We start from the raw sequence: 21,005 nt of genomic DNA, 5'->3' as shown, positions 1-21,005 counted from the left end.
ATCTGTCGCTCGTCGCTGCAAACGGCGTTCCAGTCCAGCAGGTCCGAATCGATTTCGTGTATCTCGCCAAAACGTCGATGTCTGATACGGGCGGTTCCATTGCAGTAGACGTACATCACCAGCGATTTCCCGACTCTTTCCGATGGCATCATACCATCGGAGCGCGCCCGCGGTCGAAGCGGATTGTCGATCGCCGATAACCGACGAAGGAGTGCACGACCGGCGTCGAGCAATGGACAGGAGTCGGATCCCGCGCCCAACATACGGCCATGAAGAAGGTCGTGAAAAGCGATGTCATCGGACAGCAGGGAATGTCCCTCATCGAGGGAATCGTTCTCTTGGAGTTCATGTTCTATCCGACCGGCGGCGTCGAAGCGGAGATCGACGGCTTCATCGAGTTGCGTGACGCCGAAACGGGCGAGGTCGCAACTGGTAGTGTCCAGTATCTTTCGCACATTGATCAGGCGACGACTCCGGTCTCAGAGAGTTGCTGCTGATAGAGCGGTCGCATATTCATGTAGCATTTGGTCGACCACGCGTTCCGGCAATGTGCCGCAGCCGTGCCACTGCCAAGTTGAGACAGGATTGACCGTCAGGAAAGGCGCCGATGACACGGGTTCGTCGCCGGATCTCCTTCATGATGCGCTCGAGCGGATTGTTAACCGGTATGAGGATGGCGCGGTCACTGTTTCCGCTACTGGCTTTTCGAACTGGTGGCATATGCTGCGAGTATCCGGGATAGAGGCTCCGGGAGCACGAAGGTGCGGGCGGCCGGTTCGTACGATGAGCTGCGAGCTCGTTTTGTTAGGTGGCCGCCTCTTACGACTCGCCCGGTTGCGCCGAGAGCGCGAATCCGTAGTTGTCGTGTCGCCCGCCGCTCTCGTTATCAACGTGGCGGGTAGGAAAGACGGACATGCGACGCGTAATCGGAATGGATATCCACCGCACCTTCTGGGAGGTGGCGATTTGGGAAGGAGGCGTGCTGCGGCACGCAGGCCGGGTCGACATGACCCGCGTGGCACTTGAAGGCTTCGGGAGGACGCCTAAGCCGACGGACGAGGTCGTTCTGGAAGCGACTGGCAATAGCATGGCAGCGTCGCGCGTACTGTCGCCTTTCGTCGCCCGGGAGGTGATCGCCAACCCGCTGCAGGTGAAGGCGATCGCCCATGCGCATGTGAAGACCGACAAGGTTGATGCAGGCACTCTCGCGAACCTTTACGTCGCGGGCTACTTGCCCGAAGTGTGGACGCCGGACGCGGTTACCGAGCGATTGCGCCGGCTGGTGGCGCGGCGTTACCAGATTGTACGTCGTCGAACACGCGTAAAGAATGAGGTGCATGCGATCCTTGCGTCGCATCTTGTTCCGAAGTGCCTTCACTCTGACCTGCTCAACCAGCGCGGCCGAGTGTGGCTTGCACGGCAGGTCGTGCCGGCAGATGAGCAGCCGGCACTTGAGCGGAATATCCGTGAACTCGATCGGCTCGCCGAAGACCAGGCGGAGTTGGACCGCGAGATCGCACTGAGTGTCATGGGCGACAGTCCCGTGCGAAGGCTGATGACGATCACGAGCGTCAACCTAACGGTGGCCGTCGGCATCATCGCGGCGGTCGGCGACGTCACGCGAGTCAAGAGCCCACAGAAGCTGGTGAGCTACTTCGGCCTGAATCCACGGGTACGCCAGTCGGGCCTCGGCGCTGCCCATCATGGGCGCATCAGCAAGGTTGGTCGCAGCCACGCGCGGGCGATGCTGGTCGAGGCGGAATGGGGTGCTGCAAAGAGGCCTTGTTCGTTCGCATCAGGGCGAAGCGGGGGCATCAGATCGCGGCGGTCGCGCTTGCCCGTAAGCTCACTGTCCTATGCAGGCATCTGCTGACCAAGCAGGAAGACTATCTTTGGGCGCGGCCGGCTCCGGTGGCGAGCAAGATGCGCGCCATGGATGGAGGCTCAGGCGGGGCGGCCGCAGAAGAAAGGCAATCGCCGGGGGGACCACTTACGCCTATAACGTCAAGTCTCTGCGCGACCAGGAACGTCAGGTCGCCGAACTCGCCGAGAAGAGTTACGTACGATTTGTAACGTACTGGAAAGTATGTCCGCCGAGGGCGCGGCGCGCGGACGCCTCAACCCGATAAGGCTTGAATAGGCTGCCTGGCCGCGCTTCCAGCCGACACGCCGCTCTTCGCCACGAGGTCGCCCGCGCCAACCGCGGCGCGGCTCTCTTGGGTATGAATGGCCTTGAGCATGTGGCTCACCTCGCGGACCCGGGTCGACGGCACGAGGCTGAAGACATTGCGATAAAAATGCACCATGCGGCGCTGATAGCGTACCCCCCGTAGTAATCCGTAACGCTTTCGGCAAGACCTCGGCAGGCATCGGAAACCACCAACTGCACGCCCTTGAGACCACGATCGACGAGATGCCGCAAAAACGATGACCAGCCGGACTTGCCTCCGTGGCACCTTCACAGATGCCGAGGATCCCCCGGAATCCCTCGGCATTGACGGCCGAGGCCATCAGCAGCGACACGTTGCGAACTTCACCGGCCCAGCTGCGCTTCATCACAATGCCATCGAGATAGAGATACGGATGCTCGTCCTCGATCCTGCGATTCCGCCATGCCTCGATCTTGGCATAGATCTTCTTGTTCAGGTTCGACACTGTGCTCGGGCTGACCCGGGTGCCCCACAGCGCCTCCGTGATGTCTTCGACCCGGCGAACTGAAATCCCGGCCAGATACATCTCGATCAGCGCCTCCTCAACCGAGCTCTCCCGCCTCTGGTAGCGCTCGATAGTCGCCGTCTCGAAGGTTTGCCGCCGTAGCTTCTGGCCTTCAAATTGACGTCGCCCGCCTTGGTTTGCAGCGTTCGTTCGTAGCTGCCCGCCCGCGTGTCCTGCTGGGCCTGGCTCCGCTCATAGCGTCCGACACCGCACAGCAGGTCCGCTTCGGCCTCCAGCATGGCATTCAGCGTCTCTTCTACCGTTCCGCGGACCATCTCGCCCAGGTGATCGCGAATCCGGGCTTCATCTATCTGGATCACCTGACCCATGGCATTCCCATCGTTCATCCAAAGCTCCTTCATTCTAGAAGAAGCCGTCAGTGCTGAAAGAGCGAAAGATTCTGTACGCAACCTGCTCCTGCGGGTCCAGGGCAAGGCCACTGAGCGCGAACGACTGCAGGTGGAGACCGAGGAAACGTTCGAATTCGCGTGCGCCGACGCTGACATCGAATACTGGACCAAAGGCACGGCTCCCGTCCTGCTGATCGTCGTGGCTCTGAAGACGCGGAAGGCCTACTGCAAATCGCTGAAGGAGTGGTTTGCGGATCCGGAGCGCCGTAAGTCCCGCAGGTCGTCTTCGAGAAGGCGAACCTACCAACGCTAAGGGGTGTCCCAATGGGGCGATCTGAGTACAATAGGACCTATGCTTGGTGGCAGGATTAAGCCGCCACACTAAAAGCGAGGACTACGCATGCGCCCGAATTATCTTTTCGGAATGAGGCAAGCCGCGAGGCAAGCAAAGGCACTCCAAATTCCCGAAATCGCCGCTATCGAGTTTGGCGTCGCTGGCGGTATGGGACTGCTGGAGATGGAACAAGTCGCTGAGAGTCTTCAGGCTGAAACGGGAGTTCGCTTCCGACTCTACGGCTTCGATCTGGAAACTGGCTTGCCACCCTCTGACGATTACCGAGATCTGCCATACCTCTGGCGCGCCGGTTTTTTCAAAATGGATAGGGCTAAATTGGAGCGTCAATTAAAGCGCGCCACCCTGATAATCGGCAACGTCGGCGAGACGGTTCTGGCGTTTATCGAACGCTATTCGCCACCTGTTATCGGCTTTGTGTCTTTCGACCTCGACCTCTATACAAGTACTAAGCCGGCACTAAACCTTTTCAACTCTGCTGCATCTCATTTTCTACCACGGACCTTCTGCTACTTTGACGATATCGTCGGTGATCTTGATGAAGTACACTGCGAATGGGTTGGGGAACTTCTGGCAATCCGGGAATTTAACGATGCTCACGCAGCGCGGAAAATCGCAAAGATAAACGGTCTGTCTTGGAAGTTTGGCGCACCAACGCAGTGGCATGACCAGATCTTTGTGTTGCACCTGTTCGATCACCCCGCCTACAAGCAATACATCAATGAGCGGACGGACTGGCAACTGCCCCTACCAGAATAAGTTAGCTGGTCCCGGCCTTGCGGCAGATCTCCGCCACCGCAACCCCGTCACTGCCCTGCTTCAGGATGAGCGCCTTCTGGGCGTCCGAAAACTTCGAAGCCTTCATCGTCCTTCGCTCCTCCCAGCCAGGGAACCGGTGCGAAAAACTCTAGCCAAAAATGGTCCAGTTTGCCGGCCTCAGATCAGAAGATGGACGGGCAAGGTTCACGGAAGAGCAGGTTATCGCAGTGTTGAAGGAGCATGAGGCTGGAGCGACGACAGCAGGCCTGGCTCGCAAACACGGGTCTCCGAGGCGACGATCTACAATTGGAAGGCCAAGTTCGGCGGCATGGAAGTCTCCGAAGCCAAGCGGCTGAAGCGCTCGAGGAAGAGAACGCGAAGCTGAAGAAGCTGCTGGCCGAGCAGATGCTCGATGCGGCGGCACTGCGCGAGCTTTTGTCAAAAAATGTATGGTTCACCCCGTCCGTGTAAGGGTTCGTAACAACGAAAATGACACTTCCAGTTGCATAAATGTATCCGGCCTCTCGTGAGTGGACTGCTGTTGCAGCCAGGCCATGATGAGATCTGCGCACGCCGTTCCCAATAAATGGTTCGGGCACGAAGCCCGTTTTTTGCACAGGCCTTACGGCATGTTGATCCACTGTTTCGTCATCACTGTTCCCGAGCCATGCAATCGAAGCCAGCGTCAGGTGAAAGCAGGATCTCTGCGTTCGTAGAGAGCTCAAGACCACCCAGACAATGCGTGCGGATTCCGAGATGATGGTGCGCACCGTACCGACTTGATGGCGCGCAGGGTTCCGAAATGATCGCGCCCAGCATTCCGAGCATTTTCCGCGCAGCATTCGGATTTGATCGCGCGCAGATTCGGATGGTGTGAGGCCCGATCGTTGGGCCAATTCTCCGGCTGGAAGCAGCTGGGAGGATTGGATGCCGACGAGGAGGGTTATCATGCGCCAGGTGCGCGAGATTGTGAGGCTGAGCCTTGCATCGGGAGGCGTCCGACGCGATGACCTGGTTTGATCGTGAAGCAGCGCTTTGCGAATTCCAGGACGCTGGACTTGGCGAGAGATTTACATGCTACTGAAGCAGATCGGTGGAGACATCGGCCAGAGCATTCCGATGGTTTGCCAAGACTGGGCGAATACCAAGGCGGCCTATCGTTTCTTTTCCAATGAACGAGTAAGCGAGGCCGACATTCTGTCTGGTCTCTTTAAATCGACGCGGGAACGTATCGCGGCTGCGAAAGGTCCTGTTCTTGTCCCGCATGATACGACCGAGTTCACCTATCAAAGAGAGCGCCCGGATCTGATCGGGATGATTAAGCGCATCCCCAAAAGCAACTCCCGAAGATTGGACGGAAAACCCAAACGTACACGACATGCGGAATATTGATGCATTCGAGCTTTGCGGTGACCCTCGAGGGGCTTCCACTGGGGCTCAGCGCCGTGAAGTTCTGGACCGAAAGAAGTTCAGAGGGGGCGCCGCGCTCAGGCGCGAGGTCAACCTGACACGGATCCCCATTGAAACCAAGGAGAGCATTCGGTGGCTGGAGAACCTCAAACAATCCACGGAGCTTTTCGAGAAGCCACGCAGTGCATCCATATCGGTGATCGTGAGGCCGATATTTATGACTTGTTGTGCGCCGCCCAAGAGGTTGGAACGCATTTCTTGGTAAGGACCTTTGTCAATCGCCTGGCAGGCGATGGCGATCATACCGTTGCAACGATAATGGACGAGGTCGTGGTCAAAGGCCTCCACCGGATCGAAGTCCAGGATAGCAAGGGCAATCCAGACCAGTCTGTTCTTGAAATCCGGTATCGTAAAATCGGTACTTTGCTACCGATCGGCAAGCAGTCGCGGTATCCAACTTTGACTATGACAGTGATCCACGCTGATGAAAGAGGAGCGCCAAAGAACAGAAAGAAGATTGAATGGAAACTCCTGACCGATCTTCCAGTGCAATCGGCGCAGGGCTGCGATCGAGAAACTCGAATGGTATTCCCTGCGATGGAAGATCGAGGTCTTCCACAAGATACTCAAATCCGGCTGTAGGGCAGAGGAGGACTCGCAACTGCGGACTGCTCAGCGATTGACGAATCTGATCTCGGTATTCTGCATTGTGAGCTGGCGCATTTTTTGGATGACGATGCTTAATCGTTCAGCGCCAAATGCCTCACCGGATTTGTGCTGACCAAGGCTGAAAGCCAATTGCTTGATCGGCTCGTCGAAGACAAGAATCCAGTCGACACACAACGAAAGACATTGTCGCATTATCTTATCAAGATCGCCAGGCTCGGCGGCTATCTCGCCCGCGCCAACGATCCGCCACCAGGGAATCTGATCATATGGCGCGGATTATCGCGATTCATCGATATCGCAACGGGAGCGAAACTCTGACTCAAAAAATGTGGGTAATCGCAAGCATCACCGGACGGATACCATCAAGCTTGGCCCACGGCGAGTTCGGGCGCCTTTCGGCCGAGGGCAGGCTGCTCGTCAGCCGCGCCAAACGCAGCATTGCCGCTAGCGCGCAGAACGCGCCGGTCGCGATGAAAAAGAGCGGCCCTCGCAGGACTCTGGATACTGCACAGTCTTAGATGTTGTATTTCGTGTGGACGGTAAACGATACTATCCCGGCCTCGGGCGCGTGAGCCGTTAGGCCGAAGCGGGCTAAGAGAAGAGCTACCGACCTCGATGCTTGTTCTTCCGGGTTCTGATCAATCGCCAGAGCAACGACGCCGGTCTTCATCATCTGTCTGACCTCGTCGCTAAGGTCGTGCGCGATCACGATTGGTGCTCTGGCCAACCACGGTGCCACTGTGTGGGCAAGCCCATTTTTTGATCCCGCGACGTAGATACCGCTGACAGCATCCTCGGACATTCCTTTAGGGCACTCATCGCTCTCCATTATCTCGACGTGTATCGGAGAAGAAAGTTCTGCCTTCACACCGTCTCGAAATCCACTAATCCTAGAGGCCTCCGCTCGGTATTTCAGATCGGAGCAGACCGCTAAGTAGATTCCCCGATTGACCATCCGGGACATGAAGAATGCCGCAGCTCGTCCGGCTCCGTAGTGGTCAATCCCGACGTAGGCCAACCGTGGTGTCGTCGGCAGGTCTGATCCGAGAGTAATGACAGGGGTCCCCGATGAGGTCACCGAGGCAATCGCATCTATCATTTGATCTGTCTCGGGTCCGTACACTATCACCGCGTCTGCCTTGGCCGCGCGAATCAGACCCGGGACCGCTTCCGCATGCCGCTCCTCGAATAGGACGCGTTCGATCACAAGGGATTTTGTAGTTTGCGCGATTTGGCTTTCAAACGCTCGGGCAAGCCGCAACAGAAGGGGCGTCCTTTGCGAAGGCATTATTACCTTGACTCGAAAGAGCCGACGATGGGGCGATGGAAGAGTCCGACTGATCCCCAGCTGACGAGCAGCTTCGATGACTTTCAGCGCCGTCTTCGGGGATACATTAGCTCGTTCATTGAGGACGCGATCGACCGTTGCAATTCCGACGCCAGCGAGCTTGGCTACCTCGTTCAGCCCAGGTTTCATTCGCTTCGGCTTTCGTTTTGCGGTATGTTTGTTGACGATAGCCCATCGCAGGTCAACACCGCACTTCGCACCAAGATGTCATGGATGCACAGGATTATAACTGATGACTGAGCGATGCAGAATAGTCATCGTTGGAGGGGGGCACGCCGGCGGCAGATTGGCGCAACTCTTGTCTCGCGGCCCCGATCGCGTCCACGTGACCCTCGTCGGGGCCGAGCCTATCTATCCCTACGAACGACCTCCGCTATCTAAAGGAGTTCTCCTGGGCACCAGCGGGCTCGATGACTGCGTGTTGTGGAAGCCTAACGACCCAGTTTGGGAGCGTGTAGAGACCCATCTCGGCGTCGCCGTTGAAGATGTTGATCGCGTCCGGAAAAACATCCGACTTAGCGACGGTAAAGTGATTAGATACGATCGATTGGTTCTCGCTACCGGCTCTCGAGTTCGCGGGTTTCCGGTGCAAGGAAGTCAGCTCCGCGGCGTCTTTAGCCTTCGAAGTTACGCCGATGCTCAAACCGTTTCTAAGTACTTCCTGGCATCAAACCGAGTGGCCGTCGTTGGTGGCGGATTTATCGGCCTCGAAGTCGCGGCGGCCGCCGCACAGCGCGGCATCCAGCCACGAGTGATCGAAGCTTCCGACCGACTGCTTTCTCGCTTGGTGCCGCGACTGGTAGCAGATCGCCTTGCCGAGACGCACCTCCACGCTGGTGTGCAATTGACGTACGGGGCCATGGTCGAGAGGTTCGTTTCCAATGGCCATGGTAGCCTAAAGCGCGCTGTTCTCAGCAATGGAGATGCTGTTGACTGCAGTGTCGCCGTCGTTGCCGTTGGTGTTGAACCTGAGATATCCCTTGCGATTGGCGCCGGCTTGGAGATCGACATTGGTGTAATAACTAACGAGCAGCTGCGTACCTCTGATCCCAACATATTCGCCTGTGGCGACATTGCCGCCTTCTGGCATCCACTTTACCAACGGCATATACGTTTGGAGTCGTGGCAAAACGCGGAGGATCACGCAAGAATCCTAGCCGCCGTACTGCTGGGCGAAGAAGTTACGGCGCCGTCAGTCCCATTCTTTTGGTCTGACCAGTACGACCTCTCCCTTCAAATAATGGGGTTACCTCATCTCGGTACGTCGACAAGGCGAAAACCGACAGCGTCTGGAAGCGCGATCTTGCTTCACTGCGACGCACTTGAACGACTCGTCGGCGCGACCGCCATCGGACCCACGGCGCTCATCGGGCGAGAGCTGAGAAAAATGCGTCAGCTGATTGCTTCACGCGCTATCTGCAACTCTGTCACGCTTGACGGAGCCGAGTTAGAGGTCGTTGCGGGTTAAGCCCGTCGAGGTACCAAAACGGTGACCGCTCCATCCTCGATTCTCACCTCGTACGTGCGCAGGTTTATGCATACCGGAGCGCCAAGTGCCTTTCCCGTCATATAGCTGAACCGTCCAGAGTGACGGGGGCACTCCACCGTGTGGCCCTCAACATAACCATCGGACAGGTGGGCGTGTTCATGAGTGCAAATATCGTCTGTTACGAAGATTTCGCCCTTCGGGGAGCGAAATATTGCGTATGAATGCCCGTCAAACTCCCAGCGACGAACGTCTTGAAGCCGAATATCCTCTACCTTGCACGCAAACACCCATGTACGAGCGGTGTCGTCAACCATCTTCAAATCTAGGCTCATGTTGAACTTCTCTTCCCTCTTTAGAATATGCTGAACGTCTGGCGCCATCACTTTTGCACCTGACATCGAACCCTTCGTCGATCGATCCGGCGGCAAAGTCGGGCTATCATTAGGTCGACTTCTAGTTCTCCCGCGTACCCGTCGACCTCATTGCACCTTTGGATCTTCTCAATAGACCATGTATGCATGCGCCGCTTCCGGCCGGGCCCCCCAAACCGATGTCGACCAAGATCCCAGCGCTCTCATAGCTCAAATCAACAGAAAGAGGCCATCTGGATCAGCACACGAAGCGTGTATCGACGATACAACAAATCGCGATCGCCTTGATCTGGACACCTACATCTGCAGTCTACAGTTTGCAGTCTTCAGCAGCGGAGCAGTAGTGGGCTGTAACGTTTCCTGAGTTCAAGCGCTGTCGTTGTGCTCTACGCGTTGTCTTCCAGGTGGGCTCCAGACTTGTCCCAAGCCTTCCTGACGCATTCTCGAAGCATCAGGGCTTCGCTCCAGCGATCCGTTGTATCTTCACCATCTCGACCGGTTATCGCGTACGGCCGCGGCCCCAACTCGCAAGTAAACGCCAATGCCTCTCCGTCCGCCGCGCGCCGGCGCCAACTCCGAAAGCCGTAGCCCCACCACTCTAAGAACTGGTCGAGCCACATTTGGTGCTGCGGGAAGCTAATCTCGATTTGTATTTGCTCGCGGCTTGCTACCCTACCGTGGAACGCCCAACACCTATCCAAAACTTGATGGATGTGGCTGTTATTCTCCTCGGTAATTGGCCATGAGAACTCGCGCCCAACAACGAAGTGCGAAATATCCCCCAGCAGCTTGAGATCGGGGATTCGTTCAAGTAGATCGAGTGTAAAGAACAGGTCGGTCGTCATCCGGTCGCGATGTGTCTCTATATAGACGGGAAAATCGACCTCCTCGGCAAGCCGCAGCCATCCTTCTAAAAGCGGGATGCAATCATCCAAGCGACGTGGCCGTACATCTGGTTGAATCTCAAGATGATGAAGACCGAATTCCGTTGCATTTTCGAGCACTGGCTTGAGCTCATCGATGGTCTTCGGAAAACACTGGCCTTCGGCTGTCAACCCGTTCGCCTTCAACAGGCCATGCAGCTCGCGTACGTACTCCCGGCTCCGCCAATCTGCGCTAACGCCGTCATAGCCGGCATCTTTGATCATTCGGATGTTTTCCTCAAGCCCGCGTTCTGGCTCCGTCGCGCTTCGCAATTCCATGGCCCAAAGCGACTGAAAGAACAGGATGGTGTTCATGTAGTGTCTACCTTCGAACTGCTGAGAGAGCGGCTTCATGCGTTGAGTGGGCGTTGACGGCATCTGACTGCAAGAGCTTTCTCAAATCGTAGCTTGGGTCCTGCAGGACGGAAGGCGACGGGCGAAGGCGCCTCTCAATTATCGAGGTCGCGACTCGGACGATCTTTGCTACTTGCGATAGGCTACCGAACGCCGCCGTGGCCTCTAGAACGCCAAATCTGTCTAGGAGAAACGTTACTATACCCCCATCGTCTAAACTACGATTTACCTCGACCTGCGATTTGTTCGGAATGCCAGCAACTTGGAATACTTTGTCGAATTGATCAGACCACATCCATGGAACTGCCCTATAGGAAACCTTTCGTCCCAAAATGTTCAACGCGGCAGTGCCCCCCTGGTCCAGCGCATTCTTCCATGCCTCCAATCGTATCGTGTCTTTACCCGTCGACGCCGGATATCTTGCTGCGTCTCCGGCGGCGAAGATCCGAGAGTCTGCAGTTTGGAGGTATTCATTGACGAGAATGCCGTCGTCAGTGGCAAGGCCAGCCTTCTGCGCCAATTCAACGTCGGGATCCGCGCCAACAGCAACCAGAACTGTGTCGGCTACGAATTCCTGTCCTGATCTGAGTCGCACGCCCTCGACCATGTCGCAACCAATGATCGCCTCCACGTCCGCTCCGAGGAAAACCTTGGTGCCGTTGGAACGATGCAGTTCTAAGATTCTATCGGACGTCGAGATCGGCATCACGCGAGACAGCAGAGCGGGTGCCTTTTCCAAAACTGTTGTGTCAACACCTCTTGCCCGGGCAGACGCCGCGACTTCCAATCCGATCAGTCCTCCGCCGATAACGACAAGCCTTCGTGCCGGCATCAATCTCTCTCGGAGAACGGCGGATTGATCCAACGACCGCAGCGCGATCACTCCCTTCGAGCCGACGCCAGGCAACTGCGGAAAACGCGGTTTTGCTCCTGTCGCGAGCAGGAGGTAGTCATACCGAAAACGATCTCCTCCAGCGAGTGTAACGCTCTGTGCGTCCCGGTCGATTGCTTCCGCTCTGACCCCAGAGCGGAAAAGGATTCCGTTCTGGTCAAGCCAACCTGGGGCAAGAGCCGCTACGCCGCTGAAGCTCTCCTCTTGAGTAAGGACTGACTTGGACAGAGGCGGACGCTCATAAGGGGCGGACCGTTCCTCCGTTAGGAGTACAATCTCGTCGGACCACCCATGCTCCCGTAGTGCGCGAGCTGCACTCGTCCCAGCATGTCCAGCACCAACTATGACAATTCTTCGAGCCATCACATCAAGTCCGAACTGTGCGAGCTTGGAGGTTAGTCGCCGACATCTGATTTAGGCTATTCTGAACCTGATGTTTTTCCATCATGTTTACGATTCGTAGACTCGCTCGTGTGCGGGGCGCCCCGAGTCGGCGGCCTGCCGGCGTAGGATCAACGCCATGTAGTGTGGCGTGTTCGCCGTCAGCGCCTCTGAGACCAGGACTTCACGAAGGAGGATTTCTGGTTCATCGTTGCCGTACGGAGCGAAGTTGAAGCAGAAATCCGGGCCGGACAAAGCCCCGGCAGAACAAGTGCTGAAGGACAACCGACGCCAGGCACCTCGGCAGTATTCAGCGGAAAAGAATATCCGTATCGTGTTGGAAGGATTTGCGCGACGAGGAGAATATCTCCGAGCTGTGTGGCCTCGATGTATTATGGCCGGTCCAAGGAGTTCCTTGAGGCTGGCAAACGCCGCCTTGGGGGGCGACACTGCCCGCTCAGCCACGTCCGGCGAGGTCAAGGATCTTCGTCGTGAAGCCTCCGAATTGAAGGAGGTGGTCGCCGATCGTACCCTGGAGAACCGCTTACAAAAAAGAGTTGAGCGCGGCTGGGGAGGACGAGGCATGAGGTATCCTGCGTTCGCGAAGGCCGAGATCATCGCGCTGGTCGAGCAATCACCATCTGCGTGCCAGACGCACGCTCGAGAAGCTCGGCATCCCGCGAGCCGCATTTTATCGGTGGTACGATCGCTACCGTGCGGTTGGCGTTGAGGTACTGGCTGAGTATCGCTCGAAGTCGGACATGGTCTGGAATCGGGTTCCTGACGAAGTCCGCGGTCAGATCATCGATCTGGCGCTGGAGATTCCCGAGCTGTCGCCGCGCGAGCTGGCGGTGCGCTTCACCGATGACAGAAAGTACTTAGTCTCCGAGGCGCTGGGTCTATCGGCTGCTGAAGGCGCACGACCTGATCACCAGCCCCGCCTATGAGGTGATCAAGACGGCCAACGAGTTCAAGGACAAGACCACGGCGATCAACCAGCTCTGTCAGACTGACTTCGCCTACCTCAAGATCACCGGCTGGGGCTGGTATTATCTGTTCACTGTGCTCGCTGACTTCTCGCGTTATATCGTGGCGTTGAGGATGAGCCCAACCATGTGCGCCTCCGACGTTACGGCCACGCTCGACCGGGCGCTTGTCGCCTCAGGCCTGGAGTACATCAATATAAAGCAGCGGTCACGGCTTCTCAGCGACAACGGATCAAGTTACGTCGCGGATGATCTGGCCACCTGGCTCAAGGGCAAGGACATACGGCCTGTGCGCGGTGCGCCAATCATCGCCAGACCCAGGGCACTGGCATCAGACCTTGAAGAACCGCATCTTGCTGAGCGCATCAAGCGCGAGACCATCGCAATCCGTCGCTTGCGGCATCGACTGCAGGCAGCTTAACCTCTAGCCCAAGATGATCCGGAGCCTCCCTTCTCGAAATGCATGAGCGGTCTCAAATTATCTGACGACGGACACAACGCGAACATTGCGGCGCCGTGGTCGAAGTTGGCGAAGAGTTCGGCCGCGGCGGTGAAGGTCGTGTGGTCCGTTGTGAGCAAGACGCCAAAGTTCGTCGCCGGTGGCGCAGCCCTCAGCGTACAACGGTTCGCTGCTAATAACGCGAGCGACCGGTTCGCGGCGAAGTCGTTCACCTCGAAGTGGCGCCCGGCGCAATCCGTTGTGGCCGCTCAGATGCTGCATCGCGGTTCGAAAGGCAGTGATGTCTGGTGTACCGGTGTTTCGATAGCGAGCACGCTAAGTTGCATCAGTTGCCGATCTGCAATCTATACTCTCGACCGCTATACGTAGCGTGCAGGGGAGCAAACGAGCCGTACAATGACGAGCGTTTAGCGGCCGTGGCGACAATGCAGTAAGCCGTAGCTCGACATTTTGATGGATTTCAATCAACCTAACCATCGAGCCATCCAACGCTCTGCCATATACTGAAGAAAATATAGGGGTGGATTGCGCGCCAGGAGGAAGCGATGATGGAGGAAACTAAATTCGGCCGTCGCGACGAGTTTGGTCACTACGCGCCTAAGGAGCTCATCAGTTATGGGCCGTTGTTCACGTTGCCTCCGAAACCTATGGCGGTGATAAAGTGGTTGCCAGGGTACTTTTTGCCTTGGAACCTGCTGCTTATCGTGTTCGGGATCGGTTATTGGCTCTTTCTTGCGCCGTCTCTTGAACAAATGAAGACACTCGAGATCGGCTGGGTACTTTATCTCGTTCTCCTCAACTATGCCATCGTCGTCCTTTGGTATGGCGCCTGGCACTCTTGGCTCTACGTTTTGCGACGGCAGGAGACGCGCTTTAAGTACAACCCGCGTTGGCCCACGGCCAGAGCTACTGTTTTCGTCTTCGGCAAACAGGCTTTGGACAATATTTTCTGGACGATAACGAGCGGCGTTCCGGTCTTTACAGCATATCAGGTCGCGGCGTTTTATCTTTATGCCAACGGCTACGTGCCTCTCATCACCTTGTCAGACAACCCAATATGGTTCATCGTCCTGCTGTTACTCGTCCCATTCATTCATGAGGTCCACTTTTACGCGGTTCACCGCCTGCTTCATACTCGTCTCCTCTACAAGTACGTTCATTCATTGCACCACAATAATACGAACGTGCTTCCCTGGTCGGGATTAGCGATGCACCCGGTCGAACACATCCTGTATTTTTCTGTCATCGTGTTGATCGCTGTCTTCAATTCACATCCAATACATATGCTTGCCATGGTGATGCGCGCGGGCCTCGCTCCAGCAATTGCCCATACCGGTTTCGATCGAACCGAGCTGGGGGGCGAGCGCACCGTCCCATCTGGAGTCTACGCTCATTATCTTCACCACAAGCTTTTCGAGGTGAATTACGCTGATGGGGCGGTCCCACTAGACAAGTGGTTTGGCAGCTTTCACGACGGCAGCCCTGAAGCCGATGAGCGTCTAAAGCTTCGTATGGAACGGCGTGCTGAAGCTTATGCCAAGAAGGACGCTCGAGCCTGACTGGGTGCTCAACGTACCCTAGAATCCTATTGAAGAACTCAAGCCGCACGGAGAACTCCGCGGCCAAGCACCACGTCAGCAAAGGGGAAACGTTATGATTGTGGCAAGGATTGTTCGTCGCGCATTTCTCGCAGGCGTCGCGGGGATCGCCCTTACAAGTGTAGCGTTCGCAGACGGGCCCACTCCGATTCGAGTTAAGTCGGACGCGCACGCCGAGGTACCGCAAAAGTTTAAGAATCACGCGGTTAAGATCGCGGTTGTCCGCCAGCTCAACACTGGCGACGTGTATCAGGAGTGGATTGCCGGCGTTGAGGCTGAAGCGAAGAAGCTCGGCGTCAAGCTGACGGTCTACAACGCCGACGGCGACAATGCGAAGCAGGCGCTGATGCTGCAGCAGGCCGTAGCCACTCAGCCGGATGCCATCGTCATTGGTTGGGGATTTGGTGATAGTCTGCGCGACGGCATCAAGGCGGCCGCTGACGCCAATATTCCTGTCGTGACCTACTACGTTTCGGTCGAGCCGTCGGACAAGGTCATCACCGTTGATCAGGGCGACAAGCTGATGATGACCGGCATCCTTGGTGCTCTGAAGGCCCATATCGGCGGCGACGGTGCAAAGGCTGACGTCATCTATGTCTATGTGCCAGGCTATCAGGCGCTCGATCTGCGCAACGAAGTCTGGAAGGAATTCTTGAGGGCCAACCCTGGCGTCAATACGGTAGCGACGATCGGCGTCGTCAACGCCAACACTGCCGCCCAGACGGCCGATCAGGCCAAGGCAGCGCTGACTGCCCATCCAAACGTCAAGGCGATTGTCGCGCCGTATGATGAGTTCACCAAAGGCGCATCGCTAGCGATCAGCGAACTCGGTCTGGCGGACAAGGTTAAGACCTATGGCATGGACATCTCAACTGCCGACATCGCGGTAATGACGAAGCCACACAGTCCTTGGGTGGTCACGGCTACCACCAACCAGTCCAATGTCGGCTCGGTCGTACTGCGGGTGGCCGCGGCCAGGATTGCCGGCGACCTCATCGGCAACACGCTGAGCGTGCCGCCGCTGGTTATCACTCAGGAAGAGCTGCGCACGAACAAAGTCGAGAACATCGAACAGCTTGGTGCGGTCTTTCCGGATCTGAAGACGCCGGACGTGGCGAAGGCCCCTTGGATGGATAAGATGAAATGAATCGGTCCACGCAGGAAAGCCTCGCTGGAGGTTGCCCTATGTCCGAGCGAACGAGAGCCCTCGTCGAGTTCCGCAACATCACCAAGCGCTTCGGTGCCACGCAAGCGCTAAAGGGTGTGAGCTTCTCGATTATGCCGGGCGAGACGCTGGGTCTGCTCGGTGCCAACGGCGCCGGCAAGTCCACGCTCATCAAAGTGCTCTCCGGCAATTTCCTGCGCACGTCCGGCGAAATCCTGATCGAGGGCGAGCGGACCGAAATCCGCTCGCCGACCGAAGCGCGTGACTGCGGCATCGCGACCGTTCACCAGAACATCGACGATGCCGTGGTGTTCGGCATGACAGTGGCAGAAAATTTGCTGCTCGACGATCTCTCGACCGCCGACTCGCCCTTCTTTCTCAACCGCCGCAGCGTCATGGACCGCGCGCAGCAGGTGCAGCAGAAGTTGGGCCTCAAGCTACCGCTGGAAGCTCCGGTGGAGGAACTGTCAGCGAGCGGTCGGCAGGAGGTGGCGATCGCGCGCGCCCTAGTGAAGAACCCTAAGCTGTTGATCCTCGACGAGCCGACTTCGACGCTGTCGGCGCGTGAAGCGGAAAAATTGTTCGAGGCGGTGGCGGACCTCAAGCGGCGCGGTATCGCGGTGCTTTACGTCTCGCACCGCATGAGCGAGAGCCAGCAACTATGCAACCGCGCAGTCGTTTTGCGCAATGGTCAGATCGTTTCCGAGCACCAGTCACCGCTCGATACGAATGCGATAGCGACATCAATTCTCGGCGATCTGATCTTGTCGGCGAAACATGTCATCCGCCGCTCGGACCAGGTGCCGGTGTTTGTCGGACGCGGCTTGCGTGTGCGGCCCGATGCGGTGCCCGTCGACCTGACGTTCCGCAAGGGCGAGGTGATCGGTATCACCGGGCTCGTTGGCGCCGGGAAGACCGAGCTTCTGGAACAGATTTACGGTGCTATGCCGCTGGTTTCGGGCAAGATGCTGCTCAACGATCGGCCCTTCAAGCCGCGCGACGCAGCCGATGCGCTGACGAGGGGCGTGGCGATGGTGCCGGAGGAGCGCGCGAAGCAATCGATCTTCCCTGGCGAGGGCCTGGCGAAGCATTGCTCGATCGGCGCAATGGGATTCTTCAGCCGCTATGGCTTCATCGACCTACATAAAGAAGTGGCATTCACCCAGGATATCATCCGTGACTACAACGTCAAGTGTCCCGGCTGGGATGCCCCCATCGAGGCGCTGTCGGGAGGCAATCAGCAGAAGCTGTTAGTCGGCCGCTGGCTCAAGCACGGCTGGTCACTTCTAATTCTTGACGAACCGTTCCGGGGAATCGACATCGGAGCGCGCGGCATCATCTCGGACGCGCTGCGGGCTTTCTCGGAGTACAACTCGGTCGTAGTCTCGTCGTCGGACCCTGAGGAAGTGGTGGAGGTCGCCGACCGCGTACTCATTATGGTCGAAGGAGCGATCGCGGGCGAAGTTATGGCGGATGCGCTCAGCTCCGAAGAGCTTTCTGAAATCATGAGCCGGACCGGTGCAGCTCGGCAAGGCGTAAGTGGGGGCACCCTTCAATGACAATCCAAAACTCGCTCGCGCAGCCGGCCGAGCCTGGATCCACCCGCGGCAGCGCGGAAAAGCTGAAAGTCTTCATCTACCGCTACGGGCTTTTGGCCGTTCTGGTGCTGATGATTCTGTTCTTCTCCTGGCAGCAGCCGTTCTTCCGCACGTTCGCCAATGCAATGTTTATCCTGCAAGCGGCCTCGGTGGTCGCGGTGATCGGGCTTGGCGCCACGGTTTCGATGACGGTCGGCGGATTCGACCTGTCCGTAGGAGCGTCGATGTCGCTTGCGGTGATGGCAGCAACCGCGGCGATGGTGATCGGCGACCTCGGTGGCGCCCCAGCGATTCTGATCGCCGTGGCGGCGGGCGTCGCGGTCGGCCTATTCAACACTTTTCTCATTGTCTACGCCCGCATCCCCGATCTGGTGGCAACGCTCTCCGGCTTGTTCCTCATCAACGGGTTGACCTTGCTCGGCGTCTCGGGCCAGTCGATCGCGGAGGGTATGTCGTTCAACGGCAATGTCGCTCCGGGCAAGTTCTCGCCGCTATTCGGCTGGCTAGGTGGTGGGCGGCTGTTCGGTATCCCAGCGTCAGTCGTGGTCGCAGGTCTGATATTCATCGTCGTCATTGTGCTGCTCAATTACACGCGGTGGGGGCGGGCCTTCTACGCCGTTGGGGGCAATCCGATCGCAGCCGCGGCGGCCGGCATCCGCGTGGCGCGTTATCGCATGGCGGCATACCTGATCTCCGGCGCGTTGGCAGCAATCGCCGGAGTCATGTTAGCGGCCCGCTCCAACCGGGGCGACGTCAATGTGGGCGACGCGTACTTGCTGCAGGCCGTGTCCGCCGCGCTCGTGGGATATGCCGTGCTTGGCGCCAACAAAGCGAATGCCGTCGGTACGCTGGTTGGCGCGGTCTTCGTCGCCACACTAATCAACGGACTGACAATGTTCAATTTCCCGTACTACGCGCAAAGCTTCGTTCAGGGAGTGCTGCTCGTGGTCGCGTTGCTGATGAGTTACACGCTTGGCCCACGCCGCCGTTGAACTTAGTTCTTGGTCGGCGATCTTGTGCGCGGTTGACGAACAAGGAGCTGTTACGCAAGAGATCTCCTCCAATATCCAGGAGGCACACACGGGGCCCGCCGAGTGGCTTCGAGCATAGCCGACGTGAAGCGCCGCGCAACGGAGACCGGCTCGGCTTCGAGTTAACTGCTCACCTACGCGCAGATGCTGTCCAACGACAGCGCGCGGCTGAAGACAGAGGTCCGGAGATTCCTGATGACGGTTCTTGCAGCTTAAAGCCGTCTCGGCGCATTCGGAGGAACGGTACGGAAGACGGAAAACCGTGTGAAGTACTGCAGTGGAGGATTGAAACCTTTGCCCTATCGCGCACTCGAGAACGGTCATTGTGAACCTCGCTAACCGGCGCGTGCACAAGAGATTTCGGAGCCGCCACATCCCAGGACAATCGACTGTCGTTTGACTGCCGAAGCTACGAGGCGTCAGCGTCATAAGTTTGCTAATTGATCCTTGAGGATGACTGCTGCCAGTCCAGCAAATTGGTAGACAACGTGGCTTGAGTACGCCTGACGCGATCCGCGGATCACTTTCTGAACTACCGATTGTTCGACGTTACCCAATCTTACCCAAAGAGAGTTCGGAAAACCGCTTACGACGGAACAGCGGGCGCTAGCCTTGCCGACACTGCGGCCTCTCGAAGAGGAGGGGGCACGAGGTTTACGGGCCAAAGAGCTCACCGGAGGGGAATCATGCCAAGGAAGTACGCTGCTTGTCCGGACCGTTCAGCAAATTTTGCTAGGAAAGCTACCCTTATCTGCTCCACGCTTTTGGCCGGAACGGCCATGGCGCTTACCCACGCCAAGGCAGACGACATCAATTGGCGCCAGTTCGAAGGCGAGTCGATCGTCTGGGCCTCCGATATTCATCCATATGCCGATGCGGTTGCAGCCCAGCTGCCGGAATTCGAGAAGCTTACCGGCATCAAGGTGACGCCGGAGCTTTATCCGGACGATGCGTATTGGAATAAGTTGACGATCCAGCTCAGCACCAAATCACCAAGCTGGGACGTTGTCGGTACGGGCATTCAACCGGCTTGGGATCTTGCGCCCGGTCAATTGCTTGAGCCCCTCGACCGCTATCTGAACGATCCGAAACTTACGGCGGCCGGCTACGATTACAAGGATTTCTTCCCAGCACTACGAGATGCGCTGACTTGGAAGGTCAAGGAAGGCCAGATCGAGCCGGGAAGCGGGCAGGTGTGGGCCATTCCGCATGGCTTCGAGAATATCCAACTGTTCTAACGGAAGGACATCCTCGACAAGTATGGCATCAAGGTCCCTACGACCCCGCCGGAGATGTCCGCGGCATGCGAAAAGCTGAAGGCTGCCGATCCGACGATTACGCCCCTTGGCGTCCGCGGTGTGCGGTTCTGGAGCAGCATCCACACGGCCGCAATCTCGATCGCCAGGTCCTACGGGGTGCACGATTTCACCGTCAAGGACGGTAAGCTCGACACCGGCCTCGACTCACCCGAGTCGATCGCTTTCCACAAGGACTATGTGGACATGATCAAGAAGTGCGCGGCGCCCTCCTTTGCTAACGACAATTGGTACCAGGTGGTCGAAGGCATCAATTCCGGCCGCACAGCCATGGCGATCGATTCCAACATGTTTGGCTTTTGGAACGACGTTGCCGGCAAGCCAGCCTCAGGCAAAATAGCATTTGCGCCGCCCTTGCGTGCTCCGAATGCCAAAAACTTCGAATCCAACATCTGGATCTGGTCTTTGGCGATGAATGCGGCATCGCAAAAGAAGGGAGCTGCGTGGCTCTTCATCCAATGGGCGACTTCGAAGCAAGTGAAGCTCAACGGTGCCGTGGCCGGCAAGCTCGTCAACTCTCCGCGCACCTCGACCTGGACTGACAAGGCATGGCTCGAATACGCGGCAAAGCCTGAATTCAACAACTTTGTCGACACGTTCAAGAGCGTGCAGGACCGGGCAAAGCTGGCCTTTACAGCTCGCGTCGGCTTTGCCGAAGCAATGAATGCCTGGGCCGTTGCCATGCAGAAAATGGTCAACGGAGCTGACGTGAAGGCGACATTGACAGACCTCGCGGCCGAAATCCGATCGACCATGTGAAGTGCCGAGGGGGCGGCGGCGACCCGCTGCCCCTTCTTGCAATTAGAGATGTAGTCATATGGAACTTCGAGGATACGAC

General features: G+C 57.5%; 18 protein-coding genes and 8 pseudogenes. 17 read left to right on the top strand and 9 right to left on the bottom strand.

Annotation, left to right across the window (positions count from 1 at the left end; genetic code table 11):
- The first annotated feature begins 269 nt into the window (after positions 1 to 269).
- Positions 270 to 497 carry a hypothetical protein gene (locus QY049_RS19775; RefSeq protein ID WP_188637434.1) on the top strand — a complete coding sequence of 76 codons (228 nt, stop codon included), beginning with the start codon at positions 270 to 272 and terminating at the stop codon, positions 495 to 497.
- Here QY049_RS19775 and QY049_RS19770 read toward each other — a convergent pair.
- Positions 461 to 657 (bottom strand): annotated as a pseudogene (locus QY049_RS19770) (transposase); the annotation flags it as partial. The gene QY049_RS19775 and the pseudogene QY049_RS19770 sit on opposite strands and share 37 nt — an antisense overlap.
- Before the next feature lie 256 nt (positions 658 to 913).
- On the opposite strand from QY049_RS19770, the gene QY049_RS19765 reads away from it, so the two are divergent.
- Positions 914 to 1,873, top strand: a complete 960-nt coding sequence (locus QY049_RS19765; RefSeq protein ID WP_232995613.1) for an IS110 family transposase — start codon at positions 914 to 916, stop codon at positions 1,871 to 1,873.
- Between the two features lie 244 nt (positions 1,874 to 2,117).
- Here QY049_RS19765 and QY049_RS39070 read toward each other — a convergent pair.
- Positions 2,118 to 2,787: pseudogene (locus QY049_RS39070) on the bottom strand (transposase).
- A complete protein-coding gene (locus QY049_RS19750; protein ID WP_237866556.1) occupies positions 2,742 to 3,044 on the bottom strand; it encodes a transposase in 303 nt (100 codons plus the stop codon). Before QY049_RS19750 ends, QY049_RS39070 begins: the two are co-directional and overlap by 46 nt.
- Here QY049_RS19750 and QY049_RS19745 point away from each other — a divergent pair.
- Both QY049_RS19745 and QY049_RS19740 read left to right on the top strand, forming a co-directional pair.
- The gene (locus tag QY049_RS19745) at positions 3,043 to 3,378 is read left to right on the top strand and encodes a DUF4365 domain-containing protein (protein ID WP_128929778.1); all 336 of its coding nucleotides are present in this window, start codon (positions 3,043 to 3,045) and stop codon (positions 3,376 to 3,378) included. The two genes, QY049_RS19750 and QY049_RS19745, sit on opposite strands and share 2 nt — an antisense overlap.
- Before the next feature lie 87 nt (positions 3,379 to 3,465).
- Entirely contained in the window at positions 3,466 to 4,176 is a 711-nt protein-coding gene (locus QY049_RS19740) for a hypothetical protein (RefSeq protein WP_128929777.1), read from the top strand.
- Between the two features lie 4 nt (positions 4,177 to 4,180).
- On the opposite strand, the pseudogene QY049_RS39065 reads toward QY049_RS19740, so the two are convergent.
- Positions 4,181 to 4,282, bottom strand: a pseudogene (locus tag QY049_RS39065) (transposase); the annotation flags it as partial.
- A gap of 52 nt (positions 4,283 to 4,334) precedes the next feature.
- Here QY049_RS39065 and QY049_RS19735 point away from each other — a divergent pair.
- The 4 genes and pseudogenes from QY049_RS19735 to QY049_RS19720 form a co-directional block, all read left to right on the top strand.
- A pseudogene (locus QY049_RS19735) lies at positions 4,335 to 4,626 on the top strand (transposase); the annotation flags it as partial.
- A gap of 624 nt (positions 4,627 to 5,250) precedes the next feature.
- On the top strand, positions 5,251 to 5,568 hold the full coding sequence (locus QY049_RS19730; protein WP_232995611.1) for a transposase DNA-binding-containing protein: 318 nt from the start codon (positions 5,251 to 5,253) through the stop codon (positions 5,566 to 5,568).
- Between the two features lie 150 nt (positions 5,569 to 5,718).
- The gene (locus QY049_RS19725; protein WP_232995610.1) at positions 5,719 to 6,228 is read left to right on the top strand and encodes a hypothetical protein; all 510 of its coding nucleotides are present in this window, start codon (positions 5,719 to 5,721) and stop codon (positions 6,226 to 6,228) included.
- A 132-nt stretch (positions 6,229 to 6,360) separates the two neighbouring features.
- Positions 6,361 to 6,573: a hypothetical protein gene (locus QY049_RS19720; protein WP_232995609.1), complete on the top strand. Its 213-nt coding sequence runs from the start codon at positions 6,361 to 6,363 to the stop codon at positions 6,571 to 6,573.
- A gap of 196 nt (positions 6,574 to 6,769) precedes the next feature.
- Here the strand turns inward: QY049_RS19720 and QY049_RS19715 are convergent, their stop codons facing one another.
- Both QY049_RS19715 and QY049_RS39060 read right to left on the bottom strand, forming a co-directional pair.
- On the bottom strand, positions 6,770 to 7,462 hold the full coding sequence (locus QY049_RS19715) for a substrate-binding domain-containing protein (protein ID WP_232995608.1): 693 nt from the start codon (positions 7,460 to 7,462) through the stop codon (positions 6,770 to 6,772).
- Positions 7,463 to 7,609: 147 nt separating this feature from the next.
- Positions 7,610 to 7,732, bottom strand: a pseudogene (locus tag QY049_RS39060) (LacI family DNA-binding transcriptional regulator); the annotation flags it as partial.
- 103 nt (positions 7,733 to 7,835) lie between these two features.
- Between QY049_RS39060 and QY049_RS19710 the strand changes: the two are divergent.
- Positions 7,836 to 9,071: an NAD(P)/FAD-dependent oxidoreductase gene (locus tag QY049_RS19710; RefSeq protein WP_232995607.1), complete on the top strand. Its 1,236-nt coding sequence runs from the start codon at positions 7,836 to 7,838 to the stop codon at positions 9,069 to 9,071.
- On the opposite strand, the gene QY049_RS19705 is transcribed toward QY049_RS19710, so the two are convergent.
- The 3 genes from QY049_RS19705 to QY049_RS19695 all read right to left on the bottom strand — a co-directional run bounded on the left by QY049_RS19705 (position 9,068) and on the right by QY049_RS19695 (position 11,995).
- Positions 9,068 to 9,406: a MocE family 2Fe-2S type ferredoxin gene (locus QY049_RS19705; RefSeq protein ID WP_128930174.1), complete on the bottom strand. Its 339-nt coding sequence runs from the start codon at positions 9,404 to 9,406 to the stop codon at positions 9,068 to 9,070. The genes QY049_RS19710 and QY049_RS19705 overlap by 4 nt on opposite strands.
- A 443-nt stretch (positions 9,407 to 9,849) precedes the next feature.
- Positions 9,850 to 10,701, bottom strand: coding sequence for a sugar phosphate isomerase/epimerase (locus QY049_RS19700; protein WP_128955100.1), 852 nt, complete (start codon positions 10,699 to 10,701; stop codon positions 9,850 to 9,852).
- Positions 10,702 to 10,708: 7 nt separating this feature from the next.
- Complete coding sequence (locus tag QY049_RS19695; RefSeq protein WP_128929774.1) at positions 10,709 to 11,995, bottom strand: NAD(P)/FAD-dependent oxidoreductase; 1,287 nt, start codon at positions 11,993 to 11,995, stop codon at positions 10,709 to 10,711.
- Positions 11,996 to 12,242: 247 nt separating this feature from the next.
- Between QY049_RS19695 and QY049_RS19690 the strand changes: the two are divergent.
- The 8 genes and pseudogenes from QY049_RS19690 (at position 12,243) to QY049_RS19655 (ending at position 20,926) form a co-directional block, all read left to right on the top strand.
- Positions 12,243 to 13,420: pseudogene (locus tag QY049_RS19690) on the top strand (DDE-type integrase/transposase/recombinase).
- A gap of 42 nt (positions 13,421 to 13,462) precedes the next feature.
- Complete coding sequence (locus QY049_RS19685) at positions 13,463 to 13,828, top strand: hypothetical protein (protein WP_128929773.1); 366 nt, start codon at positions 13,463 to 13,465, stop codon at positions 13,826 to 13,828.
- 176 nt (positions 13,829 to 14,004) lie between these two features.
- Positions 14,005 to 15,018 carry a sterol desaturase family protein gene (locus tag QY049_RS19680; protein WP_128955099.1) on the top strand — a complete coding sequence of 338 codons (1,014 nt, stop codon included), beginning with the start codon at positions 14,005 to 14,007 and terminating at the stop codon, positions 15,016 to 15,018.
- Between the two features lie 94 nt (positions 15,019 to 15,112).
- Positions 15,113 to 16,204 carry a substrate-binding domain-containing protein gene (locus QY049_RS19675; protein WP_128929771.1) on the top strand — a complete coding sequence of 364 codons (1,092 nt, stop codon included), beginning with the start codon at positions 15,113 to 15,115 and terminating at the stop codon, positions 16,202 to 16,204.
- Positions 16,205 to 16,242: 38 nt separating this feature from the next.
- The gene (locus tag QY049_RS19670) at positions 16,243 to 17,781 is read left to right on the top strand and encodes a sugar ABC transporter ATP-binding protein (RefSeq protein WP_164934141.1); all 1,539 of its coding nucleotides are present in this window, start codon (positions 16,243 to 16,245) and stop codon (positions 17,779 to 17,781) included.
- Entirely contained in the window at positions 17,778 to 18,812 is a 1,035-nt protein-coding gene (locus QY049_RS19665) for an ABC transporter permease (RefSeq protein ID WP_128929769.1), read from the top strand. The genes QY049_RS19670 and QY049_RS19665 overlap by 4 nt, the downstream gene beginning before the upstream one ends.
- Positions 18,811 to 19,067 (top strand): annotated as a pseudogene (locus QY049_RS19660) (hypothetical protein); the annotation flags it as partial. The gene QY049_RS19665 and the pseudogene QY049_RS19660, both read left to right, overlap by 2 nt.
- Positions 19,068 to 19,537: 470 nt before the next feature.
- Positions 19,538 to 20,926: pseudogene (locus tag QY049_RS19655) on the top strand (extracellular solute-binding protein).
- The last annotated feature ends 79 nt before the right edge of the window (positions 20,927 to 21,005 follow it).

The sequence above is a fragment of the Bradyrhizobium sp. WYCCWR 13022 genome, from assembly GCF_030435535.1.
GTDB lineage: Bacteria > Pseudomonadota > Alphaproteobacteria > Rhizobiales > Xanthobacteraceae > Bradyrhizobium.
Note: the sequence above shows the minus strand (reverse complement) of the source record. Positions and strands in the feature narration are given on the sequence as shown.

What these genes read in the sequence shown, in the direction of transcription:
- QY049_RS19775 (WP_188637434.1), top strand. Translation starts at nt 270, where the DNA reads ATGAAGAAGGTCGTGAAAAGCGATGTCATCGGACAGCAGGGAATGTCC.
- QY049_RS19765 (WP_232995613.1), top strand. Translation starts at nt 914, where the DNA reads ATGCGACGCGTAATCGGAATGGATATCCACCGCACCTTCTGGGAGGTG.
- QY049_RS19745 (WP_128929778.1), top strand. Translation starts at nt 3,043, where the DNA reads ATGGCATTCCCATCGTTCATCCAAAGCTCCTTCATTCTAGAAGAAGCC.
- QY049_RS19750 (WP_237866556.1), bottom strand. Translation starts at nt 3,044, where the DNA reads ATGGGTCAGGTGATCCAGATAGATGAAGCCCGGATTCGCGATCACCTG.
- QY049_RS19740 (WP_128929777.1), top strand. Translation starts at nt 3,466, where the DNA reads ATGCGCCCGAATTATCTTTTCGGAATGAGGCAAGCCGCGAGGCAAGCA.
- QY049_RS19730 (WP_232995611.1), top strand. Translation starts at nt 5,251, where the DNA reads ATGCTACTGAAGCAGATCGGTGGAGACATCGGCCAGAGCATTCCGATG.
- QY049_RS19710 (WP_232995607.1), top strand. Translation starts at nt 7,836, where the DNA reads ATGACTGAGCGATGCAGAATAGTCATCGTTGGAGGGGGGCACGCCGGC.
- QY049_RS19705 (WP_128930174.1), bottom strand. Translation starts at nt 9,406, where the DNA reads ATGGTTGACGACACCGCTCGTACATGGGTGTTTGCGTGCAAGGTAGAG.
- QY049_RS19700 (WP_128955100.1), bottom strand. Translation starts at nt 10,701, where the DNA reads ATGAACACCATCCTGTTCTTTCAGTCGCTTTGGGCCATGGAATTGCGA.
- QY049_RS19695 (WP_128929774.1), bottom strand. Translation starts at nt 11,995, where the DNA reads ATGGCTCGAAGAATTGTCATAGTTGGTGCTGGACATGCTGGGACGAGT.
- QY049_RS19685 (WP_128929773.1), top strand. Translation starts at nt 13,463, where the DNA reads ATGAGCGGTCTCAAATTATCTGACGACGGACACAACGCGAACATTGCG.
- QY049_RS19680 (WP_128955099.1), top strand. Translation starts at nt 14,005, where the DNA reads ATGATGGAGGAAACTAAATTCGGCCGTCGCGACGAGTTTGGTCACTAC.
- QY049_RS19675 (WP_128929771.1), top strand. Translation starts at nt 15,113, where the DNA reads ATGATTGTGGCAAGGATTGTTCGTCGCGCATTTCTCGCAGGCGTCGCG.
- QY049_RS19670 (WP_164934141.1), top strand. Translation starts at nt 16,243, where the DNA reads ATGTCCGAGCGAACGAGAGCCCTCGTCGAGTTCCGCAACATCACCAAG.
- QY049_RS19665 (WP_128929769.1), top strand. Translation starts at nt 17,778, where the DNA reads ATGACAATCCAAAACTCGCTCGCGCAGCCGGCCGAGCCTGGATCCACC.